Below are 16,623 nucleotides of genomic sequence, written 5' to 3' on the forward strand. Positions count from 1 at the left end.
CTCTTAGCCTTTCGTTCCGATTAGAATATTCAGGTATCCATCAATGCGGGCGCTCATGTCCGGCGGGATGACCGTGGTGGAATCGAACTGTTCCACGATGGCCGGACCACGAAAGTTCGCCCCTGCTGTGAGTGTTTCGCGCTGATAGACGGCTGCCTCGTAAGCAACTCCGTCAAACCAAACAGGTCGGCGTCCTACGGGGTCTGGAGCATGCTCGCGGATTTCGTATTTCGGGAGTTCCGCCTTCGGAACGATGCCGATGGCCTTGATGGCGATGCGGAAGATGGAGACTGGCGCCTCATCACGGCGATAGTTGAATTCGCGCTCGTGTTCGGCATGGAACGCCTCGATCAACATGCCGACGCTTTCGATCCTGGCAGGGGCGTTGACGCCAAGCGAACGCCACTGGCCCTGGTACATCATCTCGACCGTGCGCTGCATCGCCATGTCTGCCGCCGCGATACCCTCGTGGGCAAGTCGCTCGGCGGCCTGCGTTTCCATGCGGACGAACGCGATCTCCATCTCCTCCGCCGACACGATGGAAGCGTCTGTCATAAAACTTTCGGAAAAATCGTGCTGCACATCCACAAGCAGGCAGCCGAGTGCTGAGGTAACCCCTGGATTGGGCGGAACGATAACCGTTGGAATCGAAAGCTCCTTTGCTACCGCTGCACCGTGCAAGGCGCCCGCACCGCCGAAAGCGACCAACGCGAAATCGCGCGGGTCGTAGCCTCGGCTGATTGAAAGCAGCCGTACCGCATTCGCCATATTGGCATTGGCGACGTATACGATGGCTTCGGCAGCCTTGTGCAATTCCATGCCGAACGGCACGGCAACCGTTTCCTGGACTGCTTGCGATGCAAGAGCGGGATCAAGCGTGATCTTGCCACCTGCAAGGCTGTTGCCGAGGCGGCCGAGCACCACATTGGCATCTGTGTTCGTCGCCACACTGTTACCGTTGCGATAGCACGCTGGCCCTGGATAAGCGCCTGCAGACTGGGGGCCGTTACGCAGCGAGCCACCCTCGTCCTGCCAGGCCAGTGAACCGCCACCGGCGCCAATGGTCAACACCTCGATCGAGGGGAAGCGTATGGGGTAGCCAAACTCTATATACCAGTCCTTGGTGATGCGTGATTGACCGTTCCATGCCAGCGACACGTCGGTACTGGTTCCACCCATGTCGAACCCGATGGAATTGGGAAAGCCGCAAAGATTGCCGATGAAGCGACTGGCAATGGCACCTGCAGCAATACCGGAACCGGCGAGCCGCGCCGAAAAGTCCCTGACGCTGGTCGGGGTCATGACGCCTCCGCCCGAATGCAGCAGCAACAGGTCGCGTTGGTAGCCGCCGGCTGCCAGTTTTTCGCTGAGATGAGACACATAATCGACCACGACCGGCGCGCAGACGGCATTTGCCATGGTGGTCGAAAACCGCTCATGCTCGAAAATCTCCGGCATAACCTCTGACGAGATCGAGACCGGCAGGCCTGGCATCACTTCCTTGATGATCTCCCGCATGCGGCGCTCATTGACGCCATTGACATAGGAATTCATGAAGCAGACTGCGATCGACTTTACCTCGCGCCTTTTAAGGATACCCGCCACCCGGTAGGCTTCCGTTTCATCCAACGGCTGCAACACGACGCCTTCGGCATCGACGCGTTCGCCGACGGTCAGGCGGTCGCGGCGGGGGATGTAGGGTTTGGCGACGTCCTTATAGGTATCCCAGAGGTCTTCCTTATTGGCGCGACGGATCTCCACGACGTCGCGGAATCCCTCGGTGCAGATCATCGCCGCTCGCGGCAGACGGCGGGTGATCAGGGCATTGGTCGCAACGGTCGTGCCATGGGAGAACATTGTCACCTTGGAGAGGTCGATCTTTGCCTGCTCGATCCCGTTTAGAATTGCGCGCATCGGGTCGTCGGGCGTCGATCCAGTCTTCTCGATGCGGATCGCCCCGGTTTCCTCGTCCATGATGCAGATGTCGGTGAAGGTTCCGCCGACATCCACGGCCACTCTAGTCTTTGTCATGCTCAATCCTCTCGGCCCGGTCGGCCAGGCACAATTCGCCGTGGCCAGCCCCGTCACAGGGCGTCGTGTCTTTTGTTGTTAGCTTAGGAGGGATGTCGAACTATCCGCAGACGCGCAGATGTTCACGCTCGTCGTCAACGATAAGACGACGGCCCCCAAGGTTCTCGGATGTTCAATGAATTACGGCTTCAGCAACGTCAGTGCCGGAGCGATATTCCCGCCGCTCTTGCTCGCAGTGCGGCTTCCCGACGGGTGTCCCCCGGAGAGCAGCCAAAACGCGTGCGATAATGTCGGGAAAATTGCGACTGGTCGGCAAAACCCCACCGATAGGCGATTTCCGCGATCGTCGCTGTCGACGTCACAGACATTAGTTCTTCGGCGCAGTGGTCAAGTCGACTGTCGCGAATAAAGCCATTGATGGACTTCTTGTTTTCCTGGAAAAGTCCCTGAAGGTAGCGAAGCGAGATGCCGCCATGATCCGCGACTGCCTGCGGACCGAGCCCGTGGTTCTTGATGTTGTCGCGGATATACTGCTCAGCGCGATGGAGATGCCCAGCCCTGATCGAGGAGACGTTGCTGTCGAGTACACGGTCGTCGCTGACGATCGACAGGCACAACATTTCGAGAATATAGCGACCGGTCATTTCCCGGGCTGCCTCATCAATCTCGCCAACGCGACCGATCGTGGTGCGGACGGTGTCGAGGAAAAGTGCCGCAATGCCGCGTGTCGCATCGAAACTCAGGGCGCTGAAGCGGTCGGTCGAGCCTATGCGTGACCGCACACCAGAAGAGGGAACCTTCAGGACCCAGAGGGCATTTCGCTGGCTATGCCAGAATTCATAAGGTGCATCGCCGCGCTCCAGGATGAAGCCACCAGGCTTGCACTTAACGCTGCGGGAGCCCTGCGAAAAATTGACTTCGCTCAACTCAGGCACTGAGATCAGAAGGCTGGCGTGACGTTCGTTCACGAAATGCCGTCGGTGGCGTTTATAACTAACCGCGTCGCATGTCATTCTCGAGACCCCGATCAGACCGAGGGACCACGTTTCCAGTTCACCGCTGAATTCGCACCGGTTGCGATACTCGGTATCGAGCGGGAAATATGTTTCGGTTACCGCAGCCTGCCAAGCGTCACCCCCGGCACGGCCTCCAATAGAGTCGACTGTGTATCTCATGCCTCGACATTCCCCTGATGGCCCGGCTTTCCGGTTCCTGTTATTGACAGCACGATACATCAATTTTTCCGGCCGTATTGGCAGAAAACGCACAAATTTGTGGAGCTCTCTGCACTCCCCGTGCGGCGATCAGCAGTGCACCGAGGCCCAACGGAACCTGACCTTTCACTAAGTCAGCGCATATTGGCATGGCGACTCCCGCAGCTCGGTCTCGGCTTTTGAAAGCTAGGATAGAAAGTCAGACAATGAGCAACTGGACCCGTGGATCTAGCTTCTCTCAGGTTCAATTGACGAGAAGCGTTCACAACCGAGATCGGTTGCCGGGCCGCAAGACGGCTAAGCCATCGACACTCGCCGCATTGCGAAGGAACTAATACACGCAGATGTAGTTAGAGGGTCTCTATAACCGAAATTATGAGGAGACCTCCAATGGGCCGCGGCATATTACTCTGGATGCTAGGTGTTCCCCTTCCAATCATCGTCCTCCTCGCTATCTTTTTACGATAGGAATGGTGATGTCCTTAACGAACAACGCAGGCGTAATGCCTGTTGAATCCTCAAAAACGGCAATGGCTTGGGGGCCGATCATTGGTGGCGCGGTTGCGGCAACAGGGATCACGCTGATCCTGCTCCTTCTCGGCTCCGGATTTGGTCTCACCATGGTCTCTCCGTGGTCGGGAGAGAGCAGTTCAGCTGCCACTCTTGGCGTTACGGCAGCGATCTGGCTAGTCGCGGTTCAGTGGTTGTCTTCCGCCCTCGGTGGCTATCTGACCGGACGTCTGCGAACGAAGTGGGCGGCGGTCCATACTGACGAGGTGTTTTTCCGTGACACCGCACACGGTTTCTTAAGCTGGGCACTCGCTACTATACTGGTTATGGGTTTCCTTGCTTCATCTCTGACGTCCCTTGCAGGTGCTGGTGCATCCGCTGTGGGATCTGCAGCATCTGTGACGACCATGGCCGGAGCGGCGTCGTCCGCGGGTTCGACCAATTCCTCTGATCTGTCGACGTCTTATTTTACAGACGCACTATTGCGGCCTGAACGTGTATCGGCAGAAGCAAGAACAAATGATGCAGCTGCAACGTCCGAAGTATCCCGCATTCTTCTCCACGGCGCTGTAAATGGCGAAGTTCCAGAACCCGATCGCGCCTACGTCGCCAATATAGTCTCGGCGCGAACAGGTCTAAATGAAGCGGACGCCCGCGCTCGTGTAGATGCAGTTCTGGGACAAATTGATGCTGCAAAGGCTAAAGCAAAAGAAGCCGCTGACACCGCTCGAAAAGCTGCCGCGACCACTGCACTTGTTGGGGCAATATCGCTGCTGGTTGGAGCGTTCATCGCTTCGGCCGCGGCGGCTCTCGGCGGCAGACAGCGTGACGACGAAGAAGACCTATTAATCTCACGCGGCTAATCACTGCTCGACACAATAAATGGGGTGCCAACGGCATCCCATTTTTTTTGGACAACGACGAAACCGCTCATCCGTAGCGCAGTTGTCGGCACTGTCGTCAGGTCATGACTGCATTGCGAGGCGTACCCAGTTCTTTACGCATTATGCACCACGCAAGCATGGCCTTGAAGCTGTTCATTGGGCCAATACGATTGGTTGGGCTCCGGACGTCCGCTCCGGCGAATGGTTTGGAAGATTGCCCGTAGCCGCGAAGGTCTGAGCAAATGACGCGATAGCCACGCGTGACGAAAGCCGGAGCGATTTTCACCCAAAGCGCCTTGTTCTGCAAAAAGCCGTGCAGCAAAAGCACAGGCTCCTCCTCCCCGGCTGCGACGTAGGGGATCTCTATGCCATTGGCCGCCAAGCGGCCCGCTTCGAAATCATCGAACATGCGGCTCTCCCCGTGTCTTGGCGGTCTACAGCGTCTCAAGAGCGAGAGCGATCCCCTGCCCTCCACCGATACAAAGCGTCACCATACCCTTTTTCAGCCCGTCCCTTTGCATGGAATGAATGAGGCGCGTCACCAGAACGGCACCTGTCGCGCCGATCGCGTGGCCATGGGCGATGGCGCCACCATCGACATTGACGATGTCTTCCGGTAATCCGAGTTCCCGAATGACGGCAAGTGGAACGACGGCAAAAGCCTCATTGATCTCGATGCGCTCGATATCACCGAGCGACCATCCCGCGCGTTCCAGAGCACGACGCACTGCGGGCACGGGCCCAAGTCCGAACATGCCTGGTTCAACGGCGCCGACGCCATAGCCTGCCAGACGTGCAACAGGTTCGATACCCGTCCTGTCCGCAAATCCCCGTTCGGCGACAACCATAGCCGCCGCGCCGCTGTTGAGGCCCGGCGCATTCCCAGCTGTGATCGTCCCCTCCTTGCGGAAGGCAGGCTTGAGCCGGGACAGTGTCTCGAACGTCGTCTCAGGTCGCACCGCCTCATCGGCAGCGAAGGTCGATACGCCGTTGCGATCCTTGATTTCAACTGGCACAATCTCGGCGTCGAAATGACCGGCAGCCTGCGCTGCGGCAAAGCGCTGCTGCGAGCGCGCAGCGAATGCGTCTTGCGCCTCGCGTGTGATCTGGAGGTTCTTGACCAGATCCTCAGTGTGCCAGCCGGAATGCTCGCCGGAGAAAGCGTCGTGCAGTCCATCAGTCAGCATACTGTCGAGAATCTGCGCCGGCCCCATGCGATATCCCCAACGTCCGCCATCCATCAGATACGGAGCGCGATCCATGTTCTCCATGCCGCCCGCAACAGCCGCATTGATATCGCCACTGGCAATCTCCTGGGCAGCACTGACGATGGCCTGAGCGCCGGAACCGCACACCCGGTTTACCGTCAAAGCTGGGACGGATACCGGCAGGCCGCCATGAATGGCGGCCTGCCGGGCAGGATTCATGCGATTTCCTGCCTGAATGACATTACCCATGACGACCGAACCGATAGCGTCGCCAGCAAGGCCGGCGCGCCGTAAGGTCTCTCTCACCAAGATAGCGCCGAGTTCAGTGGCAGCCACTGCTTTCAATGCGCCGTTGAATGTGCCGATCGCCGTGCGCACCGGCTTCGCTAGAATGATCTCTTTGCTTCGCATCGGATTTTTCCCCTTGGTTGGTCATTGGGTGATGAGATCGCCGTTCATGCAACGACCTTGTTGACTGCCACGCCATAGTCCTGCGAACTTACAGCCTGGGTCGCCACAGCACGTGTAAGACTGCTGACTTCGTTGAGGCGACGGATCTGATCTTCCGAGAGGCTGATGGAGACTGCACCAATATTGGCCTTCAGTTGATCGAGGGATCGCGGACCGATCAGCGGAATGCTGCCATGACTGATCGACCAGGCGATCGCCACACGATCCGGGCTCGTTTCGAGTTCCTCAGCAATGTCGAGAACGGTGTCGAGAATGCGGGTTCGCTGCTCGCTGTTTTCCGCCTGGAACACGCGTCCACCCATCTTTTCGGCGCGGCCCGTTTCGCCCTTGCGATATTTGCCTGTCAAAACACCGCCGCCGAGCGGAGACCATGTCACAACACCGAGACCAAGCGCTTTGGCGGCGGGAACAGATCAACCTCAGGTTCACGACGCACGAGGCTATGCTCAAACTGTACGGCGGAAATCGGAACCGCGCGCGTGAACTCGGCAATAGTGACGGCACGCGAAAGCCGCCATGCAGGAAAGTTTGAGAGACCCGCGTAAAGGATCTTGCCGGCGCGCGCGAGATCATCCAGTCCACGGACAATTTCTTCAGAAGGCGTCAACCCATCGGGATGGTGGACCCAGAAGAGATCGATGCGGTCAGTCTTAAGACGCTTCAAGCTCGCTTCGAGCGAGTCCACCATGGCCTTGCGGCTATTGCCGGTTATCAGACGATCCGCATCGGGGACGGCTCCGCTGGTGTATTTCGTCGCCAGCAAAAAGCGTTCGCGCCGGCCGGCCAATAGGTCACCGACGATCTCTTCCGACTGTCCGAATTGATAGATGTCGGCGGTATCGATGAAGTTGCCACCGGCCTCAGCATAGGCATTGAAGATGCTTGCGCTTTCCTCCGCTGTGGCCCCATGCCCCCAGCGCATTCCAAAGTTCGCAGTTCCAAGCGCGATCTGCGAGACGCGAAGACCGGTGTTTCCAAAGAGGGTGTAATTCATGGTGTTTCCTTCCTGCGAGAGGATCAAGCCAGTTGCGGCTGATTGACTGTTGAGGATTTCTGGAGCGCAAACACTGCAATCGCAGCGGCCAGGCAAATGGCCCCGGCGATGTAGAAGGCGGGCAGATAAGTGGCGTAGAGCTCCGAGCCATACCGGTGCCCCAGGCGGCCATTGCTGCGCCGATCTGATGGCCAAGAAAGACCCAGCCGAAGACGATGGTGGCGTTGGCCCCGAACTTCTCGGATGTGAGCTTGACTGTGGGGGGAACGGTCGCCAGCCAGTCAAGACCATAAAACAGCGTGAAGAGGCTCAACTCGTAGAACCCGAAATCCGTATAGGGCAGGTAGAGAAGCGAGAGGCCGCGCAGCCCGTAGTACCAGAAGAGCAGCCATCGGCTATCGAAGCGATCAGAGAGCCAACCTGAACCGATCGTGCCGATGAAGTTGAACGCGCCGATCGCCGCAAGCATCCCGGCCGCAGTGACCGGCGCAATACCGAAATCGCCGCAGATCGCCACCAGATGGGTCTGAACGAGTCCCGTGGTGGTCGCTCCGCAAATGAAGAACGTTCCAAACAGGATCCAGAAGGATCCGGATCGAACAGCTCGGCCCAGCACCCGGAGTGGAGCGACGAGCGTGGCCAACAACGAAGGAGCCTCCGGCTCTGGCTTCGGTACCTCTGTTGCGCCGTAAGGCAGCAGACCGACATCCGCAGGCCGGTCACGCATCAACAGAAGAACGACGACGGAACTCACGGCAAGCATCGCCAGCAGCAGGCCAAGAGCAATGCGCCAACCCCAGGCCTCGGAAAGTGCGGCAAAGGCGGGGAGAAAGAGCACCTGTCCTGTGGCGACGCTTGCACTGAGCAAGCCAATGACCAGACCGCGCTTGGCAACGAACCATCGTGTTGCAACGGTCGCGCCTAATACCATAGCCGTAAAGCCAGTTCCCAACCCGACGACGACACCCCAGAACAGAAAAAGCTCCGTCAAAGTCGTCATCGTAAACGAACCGACCACACCGGCAGCGATAAGCAGGAGTGCAAACAGGGAGACACGTTTGACGCCAAAACGACCGAGGAATGCTGCCGCAAATGGACCGACAGCACCGAACAGAAGGAAGCGAATGGCAAAAGCCGCAGAGATCTCGGCCACGCTCCAGCCGAACTCCTTCTGCAGGGGACCAATCAGAACCCCGGGCGCGCCAACGGCACTGGCTCCCACCATCATGGTGAGGAAGGTTGTCGCGACGACGACCCAACCGTAATGGATACCCCTTTGCGAGAGATATTTCGCGTCCGGTGATATATGCAGTTCTGGCATCCAAAATCTCCCAAATATGCGGGTATATACCCACATAATGCCAAAAGAATCAGAGGGAACGAAGAATGTCCTGCAACGCCGTGATCTTGACTGGCCCAAGCCGGGCCTCCATCTCGCTTTGGCAGTCCTCCCAGATCGGACCGGCCTTATTGAGCATTTCGACACCTCGAGCGGAGAGCGTGATCATCGTCTCGCGTTGGTCGACATCGCCATGGCCAGACTGCACAAGTTCAATGCGTTCCAGCACCCGAATATTGCGTCCGATCGTCGACCGATCCAGTTGTGCGTTGCGGGCGAGATCCGTCATACTGACAGGCTGAAGCCGCTCGATTCGCCGAAGCAACGAAAATTGGGCAATGTTGATTCCAAACGGAGCCAGCGCTTCGTCATAAAGGGTCGACACCTTTCGGGCCGCTTCGCGCAGTATCATCGAATAACATCTGGTCATGATAGTGGGTATATACCCCTATTTTCAGCATGTCCACGTCTCTTGACGGGTCAGAAGTGGCAGGAAGCAGCCCCGACAAACCAAGTCTCTTGAAGTCGGCCATTGAGTAAGATGCTATTCATCATATATAACTATCACGCAACCAACTGAGACGAATGCCATGAAAGTGACCAAGGAAAAGGCTGAGGAAAACCGACAGCAGGTGATCGAAACCTCCAGCCGTCTGTTTCGCGAAAAGGGTTTCGATGGCGTCGGTGTGAGCACGCTCATGCAGGCTGCGGGGCTGACCCATGGTGGCTTTTACAAGCAGTTCGAATCCAAGGACGACCTCATCGTAAAAGCCACGAAAGCCGCGCAGGATCAGATAGCCCAGCGCATGGCGGCGTTGGTCGGCAAGGACAAGCATGCATCGTTGGAAAAGGCTGTCGGGCTTTATCTTTCCAGCCAGCACCGTAATGGTGTTGCAGAGGGCTGTGCTTTTGCAGCACTCGGCCCCGATGTTGCACGCCATGGTCCGGAGGCCCGTCGTGTGATGCAACGGGGCATCGAGGACCAGATCGCACTCCTGGAATCGCTGGTTGAAACCGAAGGAAAGGGTTCCAATCGGGAGGAAGCGATTGCGACCATGGCGACAATGGTGGGCGCCTTGGTCATGGCACGTGCAGTGGAAGACACAGCGCTTTCCAGCGAAATCCTCGAAGCAGCGGCCCACTCCATTCTTCAGAAGTGAAACGACGCGACAATCGGGACACCTTTGAACGCGAGATCTATACGCCCGTTAGAGCAGTGTCTTCGGTATTAGGCCGCGCCAGAGTTAAAGCCACAAGACTGCGCGTTTCCTCAAGGATTCGGTCCGAGAGATCTGGGTCATCGACAGCTCGGGCAAGGATCATGGCTCCGACCATGGCCGCCCAGCTACCAATGATGGAAGGTCCTGTACCAGCCCGTGTATCCTGATCGCCGGCCATCCGGCTGACGAGTGTCCGGGCGCCATCGGACATTACCATCCGCGCATCACGCCCCTGCCTCTGGACATAGGCCGCAAGCGCGGCAAACGGACAGCCATCGGCTGGATTGTCACGGTGCTCGGGCGAAAGGTAATGCGCCACATAGGCCTGTAGATCGAAGGGCTCATCGCTTCCCATCGTCAGGCAATGCGCGAGCGTCTGTTCGATCAGATCATCCTTCGACGAGAAGTGCCCGTAAAATCCGCCATGGGTCAATCCGGCGCCTTGCATGATCTCAGCGACCGTGACGCTATCAAAGCCTTTGGCACGGAAGAGCCGGCTTGCCGCATCGAGAATCCGACCTCTGTTTTCGGTGACCTGTTCGCGCGTGACTTTCGTCTCATCCCTCGGTTCGTTGGCTGCGACAAAGAGTGGTTTCGCGTCCTTGCCGGAAGAACAGACCTCTATGAACGGCAGAGGGCACGTGGTGCCCCCTGGCTAGGCCACTCAATCACTTCGCGTTAAGCGCTTCATGCAGTGAGCAACTTCATGCGTTCACGTCGACAACGGTGCGACCCTGGATCTCGCCTTTGAGAATTTTCGGAGCAATCGCTGCAACGTCAGTCAGTCCAACTGTGCTGACCGTCCTTGCCAGCTTGGCAAAATCGAGATCTGTCGACAGGCGCTTCCACGCCTCAAGACGCACCGACTGAGGAGCGTTGACAGAATCAATCCCGGCCAACGTGACGTTTCTCAAAATGAAGGGGAGCACCGTGCCCGGTAGGTCCATGCCCTGAGCCAATCCACAAGCCGCCACGACACCGCGATACTTTGTCTGTGCCAACACGTTGACCAGCGTATGGCTACCAACGGAATCGACAGCGCCTGCCCAGCGCTCAGATCTGATCGGGCCCTTGGCAGGTTCCGAGAGCTCTTTGCGATCAATGATTTCGGCGGTGCCGAGTTCGCGCAGATAGTCTGCTTCCTGGGGTCGCCCGGTTGAGGCAACGACGCGGTAACCGAGACCGGACAGGAGCGCAATCGCGATCGAACCGACGCCACCGTTGGCTCCCGTCACGAGAATGTCGCCCTTGTCAGGCGTCACACCACCATGTTCGAGCGCAAGAACACAAAGCATGGCCGTGTAGCCTGCCGTGCCGAGCGCCATCGCATCCTTGGTCGAGATATTCTCCGGCAGCTTGACGAGCCAGTCGCCGCTGACCCGCGCCTTTTGCGCATAACCACCGTGATGGGTTTGGCTCAGGCCCCAGCTATTAGCAACGACGCGGTCACCGGCATTGAGGCCGGGATAGATGGACGTTTCAACGACGCCTGAGAAATCTACACCCGCAATCAGCGGAAAAGTCTGGATGATCGGTGCAAATCCCGTCAAGGCCATGCCGTCCTTGTAGTTGACCGTGGAGTATTCCACGGCCACGGTCACATCACCCGGCATCAGGTCTTTCTCGTCGAAATCGACCACATCTGCGGACATCACATCACCGGCCTTGGTCGCCAGCAGCGCTTTGAAAGTCATCTTGTCGATCCTTCAATCAGGAAAATTCTGGTGGCGATGGGTTATTTCGCTTCGAGGTAACGGCTGGCGGCAGTTGTATGTCCGGTATCCTGCAAAAGTGCCTGGCGCGCGGTTTCCAGCGTCTGCCAGCGCAGTTCCTCATGCAGATGAGGAATCGTTACGGCCTCACGACGATCGAAGCCAACAAGCGCGGCATCGACCAGTTCGGCCACTTCCATCAAGGGCGGACGCTTGTCTTCATCGACGAAGTTCCAGATCTCGGTGCGTGTGGCCGCAGGAAGGACGGCCTGGATATAGACGCCCTTCTGGCCAAGTTCCGCCTGCAGGGCCTGGGACAGCAACAGAACGAACGATTTTGTCGCCGTGTAAACAGAGGTTTGCCATTCCGGGGCAAAGGCCAGCACGGAGCTGATGTTGATGATCGAACCTTCGCCCTTTTCTGCGAACCGCGGGGCGACCGCATGCGAGAGACGCAGAACGCTCGTTGCGTTGAGGGTTACCAGCTTTGTCAGGTCATCGATGCGCTGCGTGACGAAGGTGCCACCGACATTGCTGCCTGCATTGTTGACGAGAATACCGATCGACGAGTCATCGCGCAGTCGTGCTTCCACAGCGAGCAAGCCTGCCTCAGTCGTCAGATCTGCCGGCAGAAGTTCGACGGACACGCCCGTCTCCTGGCGCAGTTCAACGGCATTCGCCTCAAGCTTTTCGACCGAACGCGCCACAAGCACCAGATCGTGGCCGCGCTCGGCGAACCGCTTTGCATAGGTGGCGCCGATCCCTGTCGATGCACCGGTGATGAGAACTTTGACTTTGGAAGACATGTATCATTTCTTTCGTTTGTTGACTGATCGCAATAATTATGATTGCAATCTAAAATAATAGATGATGACCGTCATATTTGATGTCAAGAACCTGTCTGAAGGAAATTGCTCCAACGGCGAGGCAGGACAGTCAACGCGGCAGAACCATCACCGTCGACGTTCCGTGGGCCAGCACGCGGCCCTCACGATCGATGATCTTGCCTTCGGCAGAGATGATCGTGCGGCCTTTGCTGACCACACGCCCCTCGGCGCGAACCAGCCCCGTATCCGCCTTAATCGGACGTGAGAAATTGGCCTTGGTCTCGATGCTGGCGTAGCCGACACCCGCAGGCAGCGTTGAATGCGCGGCACATCCCGTCACCGTGTCGATCAGCGTCAGCGCCCAGCCGCCATGCACACCGCCCATTGGATTGAGAAGCTCGGGCCCCGGAGTGGCTTCGAACAAAACCTCGCCGTCGCCGACCTCCACCATCCTGAACGACATGGTTCTGGCAATCGGCGGGGCCGGCAAAGCTCCGTCGATGATCGCCTGCAGATGCTGCTTGCCGGACATGTCCGAGACCTGTTCCAGCGTCGCGATGCCGAATAGTGGTTCCGTGTTGTTGCTCATGGCTTGCTATTGCACCTCGATAACGACTTTGCCCTTGGCGCGCCCTGTCTCGACATAGGCCAGAGCGTCAGCGGTTTTTTCAAACGGGAAGACCCTGTCCACGACAGGTTTGATCACCCCATTCTCAATGAGCGAGGCAATCTCGGAGAGTTGCTGACCATCGCCACGCATGAACAGAAAGTCGTAGCGCAGGCCACGCTTCCGTGCCTCTTTGCGCACGCCTCTGCTGAGCACGGTGAAGAGAAGTTTCAGCACGACATTCAAGCCCAGTGTCTTTGCAAATCGCTGGTCCGGCGGCCCCGAGATCGAGATAAGATGGCCGCCTGGCTTGAGGATCCGAAGCGATTTCTGCAATGCCTTCTGATCCTGGCTGTGGAGCACAAGGTCATAACCGGACAAGACCGCCTCGAAATCCTGCGTCTTGTAGTCGATCACTACGTCAGCGCCGAGGCTCTTGATCAGTTCGATGTTCTTCGCGCTGGTGGTGGTGGCAACAAACGCACCCAGATGCTTGGCGAGCTGGATGGCAAACGTACCCACGCCGCCAGATCCCGCCTGAATAAACACCTTCTGCCCCTTGCGGAGCTTGGCAAGTTCCACAAACGCCTGCCAGACCGTCAAACCAACCAGAGGAATGGAAGCAGCCTCGACCCAGGAGAGGTTCTTAGGTTTCAGCGCAAGATCTGCCTCATGCACTGCAATGCGCTCTGCGAAGGTACCAATTCGGTGGTCTCGGGGGCGCGCATAGACCTCATCGCCGACCTTGAAGCGACGGACATTTGAACCCAGCGCGATGACTGTGCCTGCGAAATCGTGGCCAAGGATGAACGGCGGCTTGTAGGCCAGAAGCGGCTTGAACTCGCCATCCCTGATCTTGGAATCCAGCAGATTGACAGCGGTCGCCTTGATCTCGACCACGACATCATTCGACCCAGGCACGGGCTCGGCCGCATCGACCATGCGCAGCGGACCGTTCTTTTTGTATTTTTCGACAGTAAAAGCCTTCATGGGCTTGTTCTCCAATTTCATGAAACCGGCCGCGGACGCCTTGGGGCAGCCCCTAGCCGAGACCAAACTGCTTGTGCAGCACCTTGTCGAAGAGGCCACGCGGCAGGAAGCGGCGTGCAAAAGCGCCTTGCCGCGCCACGTTGCCGGAGGGATAGCGGAGCTTCGGCGCCTTGTCGGTCGCGGCCCGGACAATGGTGTCGGCAACGCTTTGTGCCGTATCCGCCGCCGCCATCGCCTTGGCATAGGCGACGTTGTAGCCGACACGCAGACGATCGTAGTCTCTGAGCGGAGCGTCTGCGGGGACAGAGCTTGCCTCGAAGGACGTGGCCGTCGTACCCGGCTCGATCACCAGCACACGAATGCCAAAGCCCCGGACTTCGTGATCGAGCGATTCTGAATAGCCTTCCAGCGCGTGTTTGGTGGCAGAATAATGCGTGTTGAACGGTGCGGGGATGAAACCAAGGCCCGACCCGACGTTCAGAATGCGACCACTGCCTTGCGCACGCATGATCGGGAGCACAGCGTTGGTCACACGCACGACACCGAGGACGTTAGTGTCGTAGAGCGCGCGCACCTGCTCAATCGAACTCTCTTCTGCGGCACCAACGATCCCGAAACCGGCATTGTTGATGAGAAGATCGATACGTCCAAGCTCAGCATGCGCTGCTGCCACCGCCTCTGCAACAGAAGCTTCCGAAGTCACGTCGCAAGCGATCAGACGGATCCCATCTCGGATTTCGCCAGGCTCTGCGGTCCGGCTCGTGCCGATGACCCGATATCCAGCCTTAATGAGCGATGCGGCCGTGGCCTTGCCAATCCCGCTCGATGCGCCTGTCAAGAATGCTGTCTTCTGTTGCCTGCTCATGCGGCTTGCCTCTTGGTTTACGCTGGCCGGCCTCAGGGCAACCAGATTTTGATTACGTTCATCATCATTAAATATGACGACCATAATCAAAAGTCAAGAGTGGCTCCGCAGGCCGGCATCGTTAGTTCGGAAATGCCGAGTTACGAGCGCAGCGCATTGCTAGGGAAACAATTTCATTTGGTCAGGAATGGCACCTACGGGACAACAACAGACTAACTGGGCTTAGTCTTATACCTTGAAAGGATTCGAATCGGGGCCCCTTTTTACGCAATCGATTTGCCGACAGGACCCCATACCGGCGGGCGCTCCAGCCAATACGTGACGGCTGGAACATGGGTTCGACGAAGCTTGAATTCAGCCGAAGAGCCTTGAAATTGGCAGTCGAAGGGATTTTTTAATAGTCGAGAGCGGACCCGAGCCGCCGCAAGCTTCCGAGTGCGAGGATCCGCATGCGAACAATCAAAACCGATACTCTTGAAATTGCGTATTTTGAGCATGGTTCGCCCGAAGGCTGGCCGGTGGTGCTCTGCCATGGATTCCCTTACGACATCCACGCCTATGATGAGGTCGCGCCTCGCCTGTCGGAAGCGGGTGCGCGGGTGATCGTACCTTACCTGCGTGGCTTTGGCCCGACGCGCTTTTTGTCGAGTTCCACAATGCGCAGCGGTCAGCAGGCAGCTCTTGGCAAGGACGTCATCGGATTGCTCGATGCTCTTGGCATCGAAAAGGCCATTCTGGCCGGATACGATTGGGGTGGCCTTGCCTCATGTGTTGCAACGGCGTTATGGCCTGAACGAGTGGCCGGGCTGGTCTCCTATGCGGGCTACGACATCATCGATGTAGAAAGGCTTACCCACGCCTACGAGCCAAGCCTGGAACAGGCTGTCTGGTATCAACACCTGTTTCAGCACGAGCGCGGCCGCGAATGCTTGTCTCTCCACCGCCGCGATTTGTGCCGGATTCTATGGCAACAGTGGTCTCCAAACTGGGCGTTCGACGACGAGACGTTCCAGCGGACAGCGGCGTCATTCGACAACCCGGACTTCGTGGAAGTCGTCATCCATTCCTATCGCTTCGACTTCGGTAAGGCTTCAGGAGATCCCGTCCTGGCTAAACTGGAAGCCCGGCTCGCCGCAAAACCACCCATCACCGTTCCCGCGATCACCATTGACGGCAGGCAGGACCCACTGAAGCCGGGCGGAACGGCAGATCATGCCCCCATGTTCCAAGCCAGACACGCGCATCGGGTTGTTGACTGCGGACACAATTTGCCGTGGGAAGCGCCAGAGGAGTTCGCTGACGCTGTAACCACCGTGCACGGTTGGGCCGCCTAAGGGGGCACGGCGCACGTGCGCTAGCCAACTGCTCGTGAACGAAGTTCCATAGCCTAGACAGGGTTTCCTTTCCTAAGGCTCTCTGTCTGCCGACACTTACGGTCGGAAAAACGAACAGCGTTTCACGAACGATTATTGGCGCGCGCGCCTCAAGCGCGTTCCAGCAACCCGATGATCAAGTTCGCGATGCTCTCCTAAAGGTAGGATCGGAGAAAGGCTGTTGGGAAGCGTGGCTCCCAATCTCGGCCAGTTCCTCCCCCTCAGTTTCCGACAACCAGTCGGAACCCTTAGCGCAGGTATTGATGCAATACAGAGTAAAGCAAAATCACCGCCAAGGATAACGCCATGACGAGGATTATCCGCCTGTTTTGTCCGCGCACCTCATGCGGTTCCGGCTGCTTTGCGCCGCAACGCGGA

Annotated in this window: 16 protein-coding genes and 1 pseudogene; 3 read left to right on the forward strand and 14 right to left on the reverse strand. The window is 57.9% G+C overall.

What is annotated here, in order from left to right; all coding sequences use genetic code 11:
- Nucleotides 1-3: 3 nt before the first annotated feature.
- Both BJF91_RS05075 and BJF91_RS05080 read right to left on the reverse strand, forming a co-directional pair.
- Nucleotides 4-2,031, reverse strand: coding sequence for a hydantoinase/oxoprolinase family protein (locus tag BJF91_RS05075; RefSeq protein ID WP_075613384.1), 2,028 nt, complete (start codon nt 2,029-2,031; stop codon nt 4-6).
- 197 nt (nt 2,032-2,228) lie between these two features.
- Entirely contained in the window at nt 2,229-3,266 is a 1,038-nt protein-coding gene (locus BJF91_RS05080; protein ID WP_324615704.1) for a helix-turn-helix domain-containing protein, read from the reverse strand.
- Nucleotides 3,267-3,715: 449 nt separating this feature from the next.
- Between BJF91_RS05080 and BJF91_RS05085 the strand changes: the two genes are divergently transcribed.
- On the forward strand, nt 3,716-4,618 hold the full coding sequence (locus BJF91_RS05085; RefSeq protein ID WP_075613386.1) for a hypothetical protein: 903 nt from the start codon (nt 3,716-3,718) through the stop codon (nt 4,616-4,618).
- Between the two features lie 97 nt (nt 4,619-4,715).
- Here the strand turns inward: BJF91_RS05085 and BJF91_RS05090 are convergent, their stop codons facing one another.
- From BJF91_RS05090 to BJF91_RS05110, 6 genes and pseudogenes are all read right to left on the reverse strand, one after another.
- On the reverse strand, nt 4,716-5,048 hold the full coding sequence (locus tag BJF91_RS05090) for an alpha/beta fold hydrolase (protein WP_075613387.1): 333 nt from the start codon (nt 5,046-5,048) through the stop codon (nt 4,716-4,718).
- 25 nt (nt 5,049-5,073) lie between these two features.
- The gene (locus BJF91_RS05095) at nt 5,074-6,258 is read right to left on the reverse strand and encodes a thiolase family protein (RefSeq protein WP_075613388.1); all 1,185 of its coding nucleotides are present in this window, start codon (nt 6,256-6,258) and stop codon (nt 5,074-5,076) included.
- Nucleotides 6,259-6,302: 44 nt separating this feature from the next.
- Nucleotides 6,303-6,695, reverse strand: coding sequence for an aldo/keto reductase (locus tag BJF91_RS25430; RefSeq protein WP_267890140.1), 393 nt, complete (start codon nt 6,693-6,695; stop codon nt 6,303-6,305).
- Nucleotides 6,692-7,240, reverse strand: coding sequence for an aldo/keto reductase (locus BJF91_RS25435; protein ID WP_267890141.1), 549 nt, complete (start codon nt 7,238-7,240; stop codon nt 6,692-6,694). Before BJF91_RS25435 ends, BJF91_RS25430 begins: the two co-directional genes overlap by 4 nt.
- Nucleotides 7,241-7,335: 95 nt before the next feature.
- Nucleotides 7,336-8,633, reverse strand: a pseudogene (locus BJF91_RS05105) (MFS transporter).
- 49 nt (nt 8,634-8,682) lie between these two features.
- Entirely contained in the window at nt 8,683-9,081 is a 399-nt protein-coding gene (locus BJF91_RS05110) for a MarR family winged helix-turn-helix transcriptional regulator (RefSeq protein ID WP_075613389.1), read from the reverse strand.
- 160 nt (nt 9,082-9,241) lie between these two features.
- On the opposite strand from BJF91_RS05110, the gene BJF91_RS05115 reads away from it, so the two are divergent.
- Nucleotides 9,242-9,811, forward strand: a complete 570-nt coding sequence (locus tag BJF91_RS05115) for a TetR/AcrR family transcriptional regulator (RefSeq protein WP_075613390.1) — start codon at nt 9,242-9,244, stop codon at nt 9,809-9,811.
- Between the two features lie 37 nt (nt 9,812-9,848).
- Here the strand turns inward: BJF91_RS05115 and BJF91_RS05120 are convergent, their stop codons facing one another.
- From BJF91_RS05120 to BJF91_RS05145, 6 genes are all read right to left on the reverse strand, one after another.
- Entirely contained in the window at nt 9,849-10,385 is a 537-nt protein-coding gene (locus BJF91_RS05120; RefSeq protein ID WP_075613391.1) for a TetR/AcrR family transcriptional regulator, read from the reverse strand.
- Nucleotides 10,386-10,575: 190 nt separating this feature from the next.
- Complete coding sequence (gene acuI, locus BJF91_RS05125) at nt 10,576-11,565, reverse strand: acrylyl-CoA reductase (NADPH) (RefSeq protein ID WP_075613392.1); 990 nt, start codon at nt 11,563-11,565, stop codon at nt 10,576-10,578.
- Nucleotides 11,566-11,606: 41 nt separating this feature from the next.
- Entirely contained in the window at nt 11,607-12,389 is a 783-nt protein-coding gene (locus BJF91_RS05130; protein WP_075613393.1) for an SDR family NAD(P)-dependent oxidoreductase, read from the reverse strand.
- Between the two features lie 130 nt (nt 12,390-12,519).
- Nucleotides 12,520-12,999, reverse strand: coding sequence for a PaaI family thioesterase (locus BJF91_RS05135; RefSeq protein WP_075613394.1), 480 nt, complete (start codon nt 12,997-12,999; stop codon nt 12,520-12,522).
- Nucleotides 13,000-13,005: 6 nt separating this feature from the next.
- Nucleotides 13,006-14,007, reverse strand: a complete 1,002-nt coding sequence (locus tag BJF91_RS05140) for an NADP-dependent oxidoreductase (protein WP_075613395.1) — start codon at nt 14,005-14,007, stop codon at nt 13,006-13,008.
- A gap of 52 nt (nt 14,008-14,059) precedes the next feature.
- Complete coding sequence (locus BJF91_RS05145) at nt 14,060-14,872, reverse strand: oxidoreductase (protein WP_075613436.1); 813 nt, start codon at nt 14,870-14,872, stop codon at nt 14,060-14,062.
- Nucleotides 14,873-15,321: 449 nt separating this feature from the next.
- On the opposite strand from BJF91_RS05145, the gene BJF91_RS05150 reads away from it, so the two are divergent.
- Nucleotides 15,322-16,206 (forward strand): alpha/beta fold hydrolase, encoded by an 885-nt coding sequence (locus BJF91_RS05150; RefSeq protein WP_075613396.1) that lies wholly within the window; start codon nt 15,322-15,324, stop codon nt 16,204-16,206.
- Nucleotides 16,207-16,623: the final 417 nt, after the last annotated feature.

This window comes from Gillisella taibaishanensis (assembly GCF_001938985.1).
Classification (GTDB): domain Bacteria; phylum Pseudomonadota; class Alphaproteobacteria; order Rhizobiales; family Rhizobiaceae; genus Allorhizobium; species Allorhizobium taibaishanense.

Coding starts and splice junctions, on each gene's coding strand:
- BJF91_RS05075 (WP_075613384.1), bottom strand. CDS start 2,031: ATGACAAAGACTAGAGTGGCCGTGGATGTCGGCGGAACCTTCACCGAC.
- BJF91_RS05080 (WP_324615704.1), bottom strand. CDS start 3,266: ATGTATCGTGCTGTCAATAACAGGAACCGGAAAGCCGGGCCATCAGGG.
- BJF91_RS05085 (WP_075613386.1), top strand. CDS start 3,716: ATGGTGATGTCCTTAACGAACAACGCAGGCGTAATGCCTGTTGAATCC.
- BJF91_RS05090 (WP_075613387.1), bottom strand. CDS start 5,048: ATGTTCGATGATTTCGAAGCGGGCCGCTTGGCGGCCAATGGCATAGAG.
- BJF91_RS05095 (WP_075613388.1), bottom strand. CDS start 6,258: ATGCGAAGCAAAGAGATCATTCTAGCGAAGCCGGTGCGCACGGCGATC.
- BJF91_RS25435 (WP_267890141.1), bottom strand. CDS start 7,240: ATGCGCTGGGGGCATGGGGCCACAGCGGAGGAAAGCGCAAGCATCTTC.
- BJF91_RS05110 (WP_075613389.1), bottom strand. CDS start 9,081: ATGACCAGATGTTATTCGATGATACTGCGCGAAGCGGCCCGAAAGGTG.
- BJF91_RS05115 (WP_075613390.1), top strand. CDS start 9,242: ATGAAAGTGACCAAGGAAAAGGCTGAGGAAAACCGACAGCAGGTGATC.
- acuI (WP_075613392.1), bottom strand. CDS start 11,565: ATGACTTTCAAAGCGCTGCTGGCGACCAAGGCCGGTGATGTGATGTCC.
- BJF91_RS05130 (WP_075613393.1), bottom strand. CDS start 12,389: ATGTCTTCCAAAGTCAAAGTTCTCATCACCGGTGCATCGACAGGGATC.
- BJF91_RS05135 (WP_075613394.1), bottom strand. CDS start 12,999: ATGAGCAACAACACGGAACCACTATTCGGCATCGCGACGCTGGAACAG.
- BJF91_RS05140 (WP_075613395.1), bottom strand. CDS start 14,007: ATGAAGGCTTTTACTGTCGAAAAATACAAAAAGAACGGTCCGCTGCGC.
- BJF91_RS05145 (WP_075613436.1), bottom strand. CDS start 14,872: ATGAGCAGGCAACAGAAGACAGCATTCTTGACAGGCGCATCGAGCGGG.
- BJF91_RS05150 (WP_075613396.1), top strand. CDS start 15,322: ATGCGAACAATCAAAACCGATACTCTTGAAATTGCGTATTTTGAGCAT.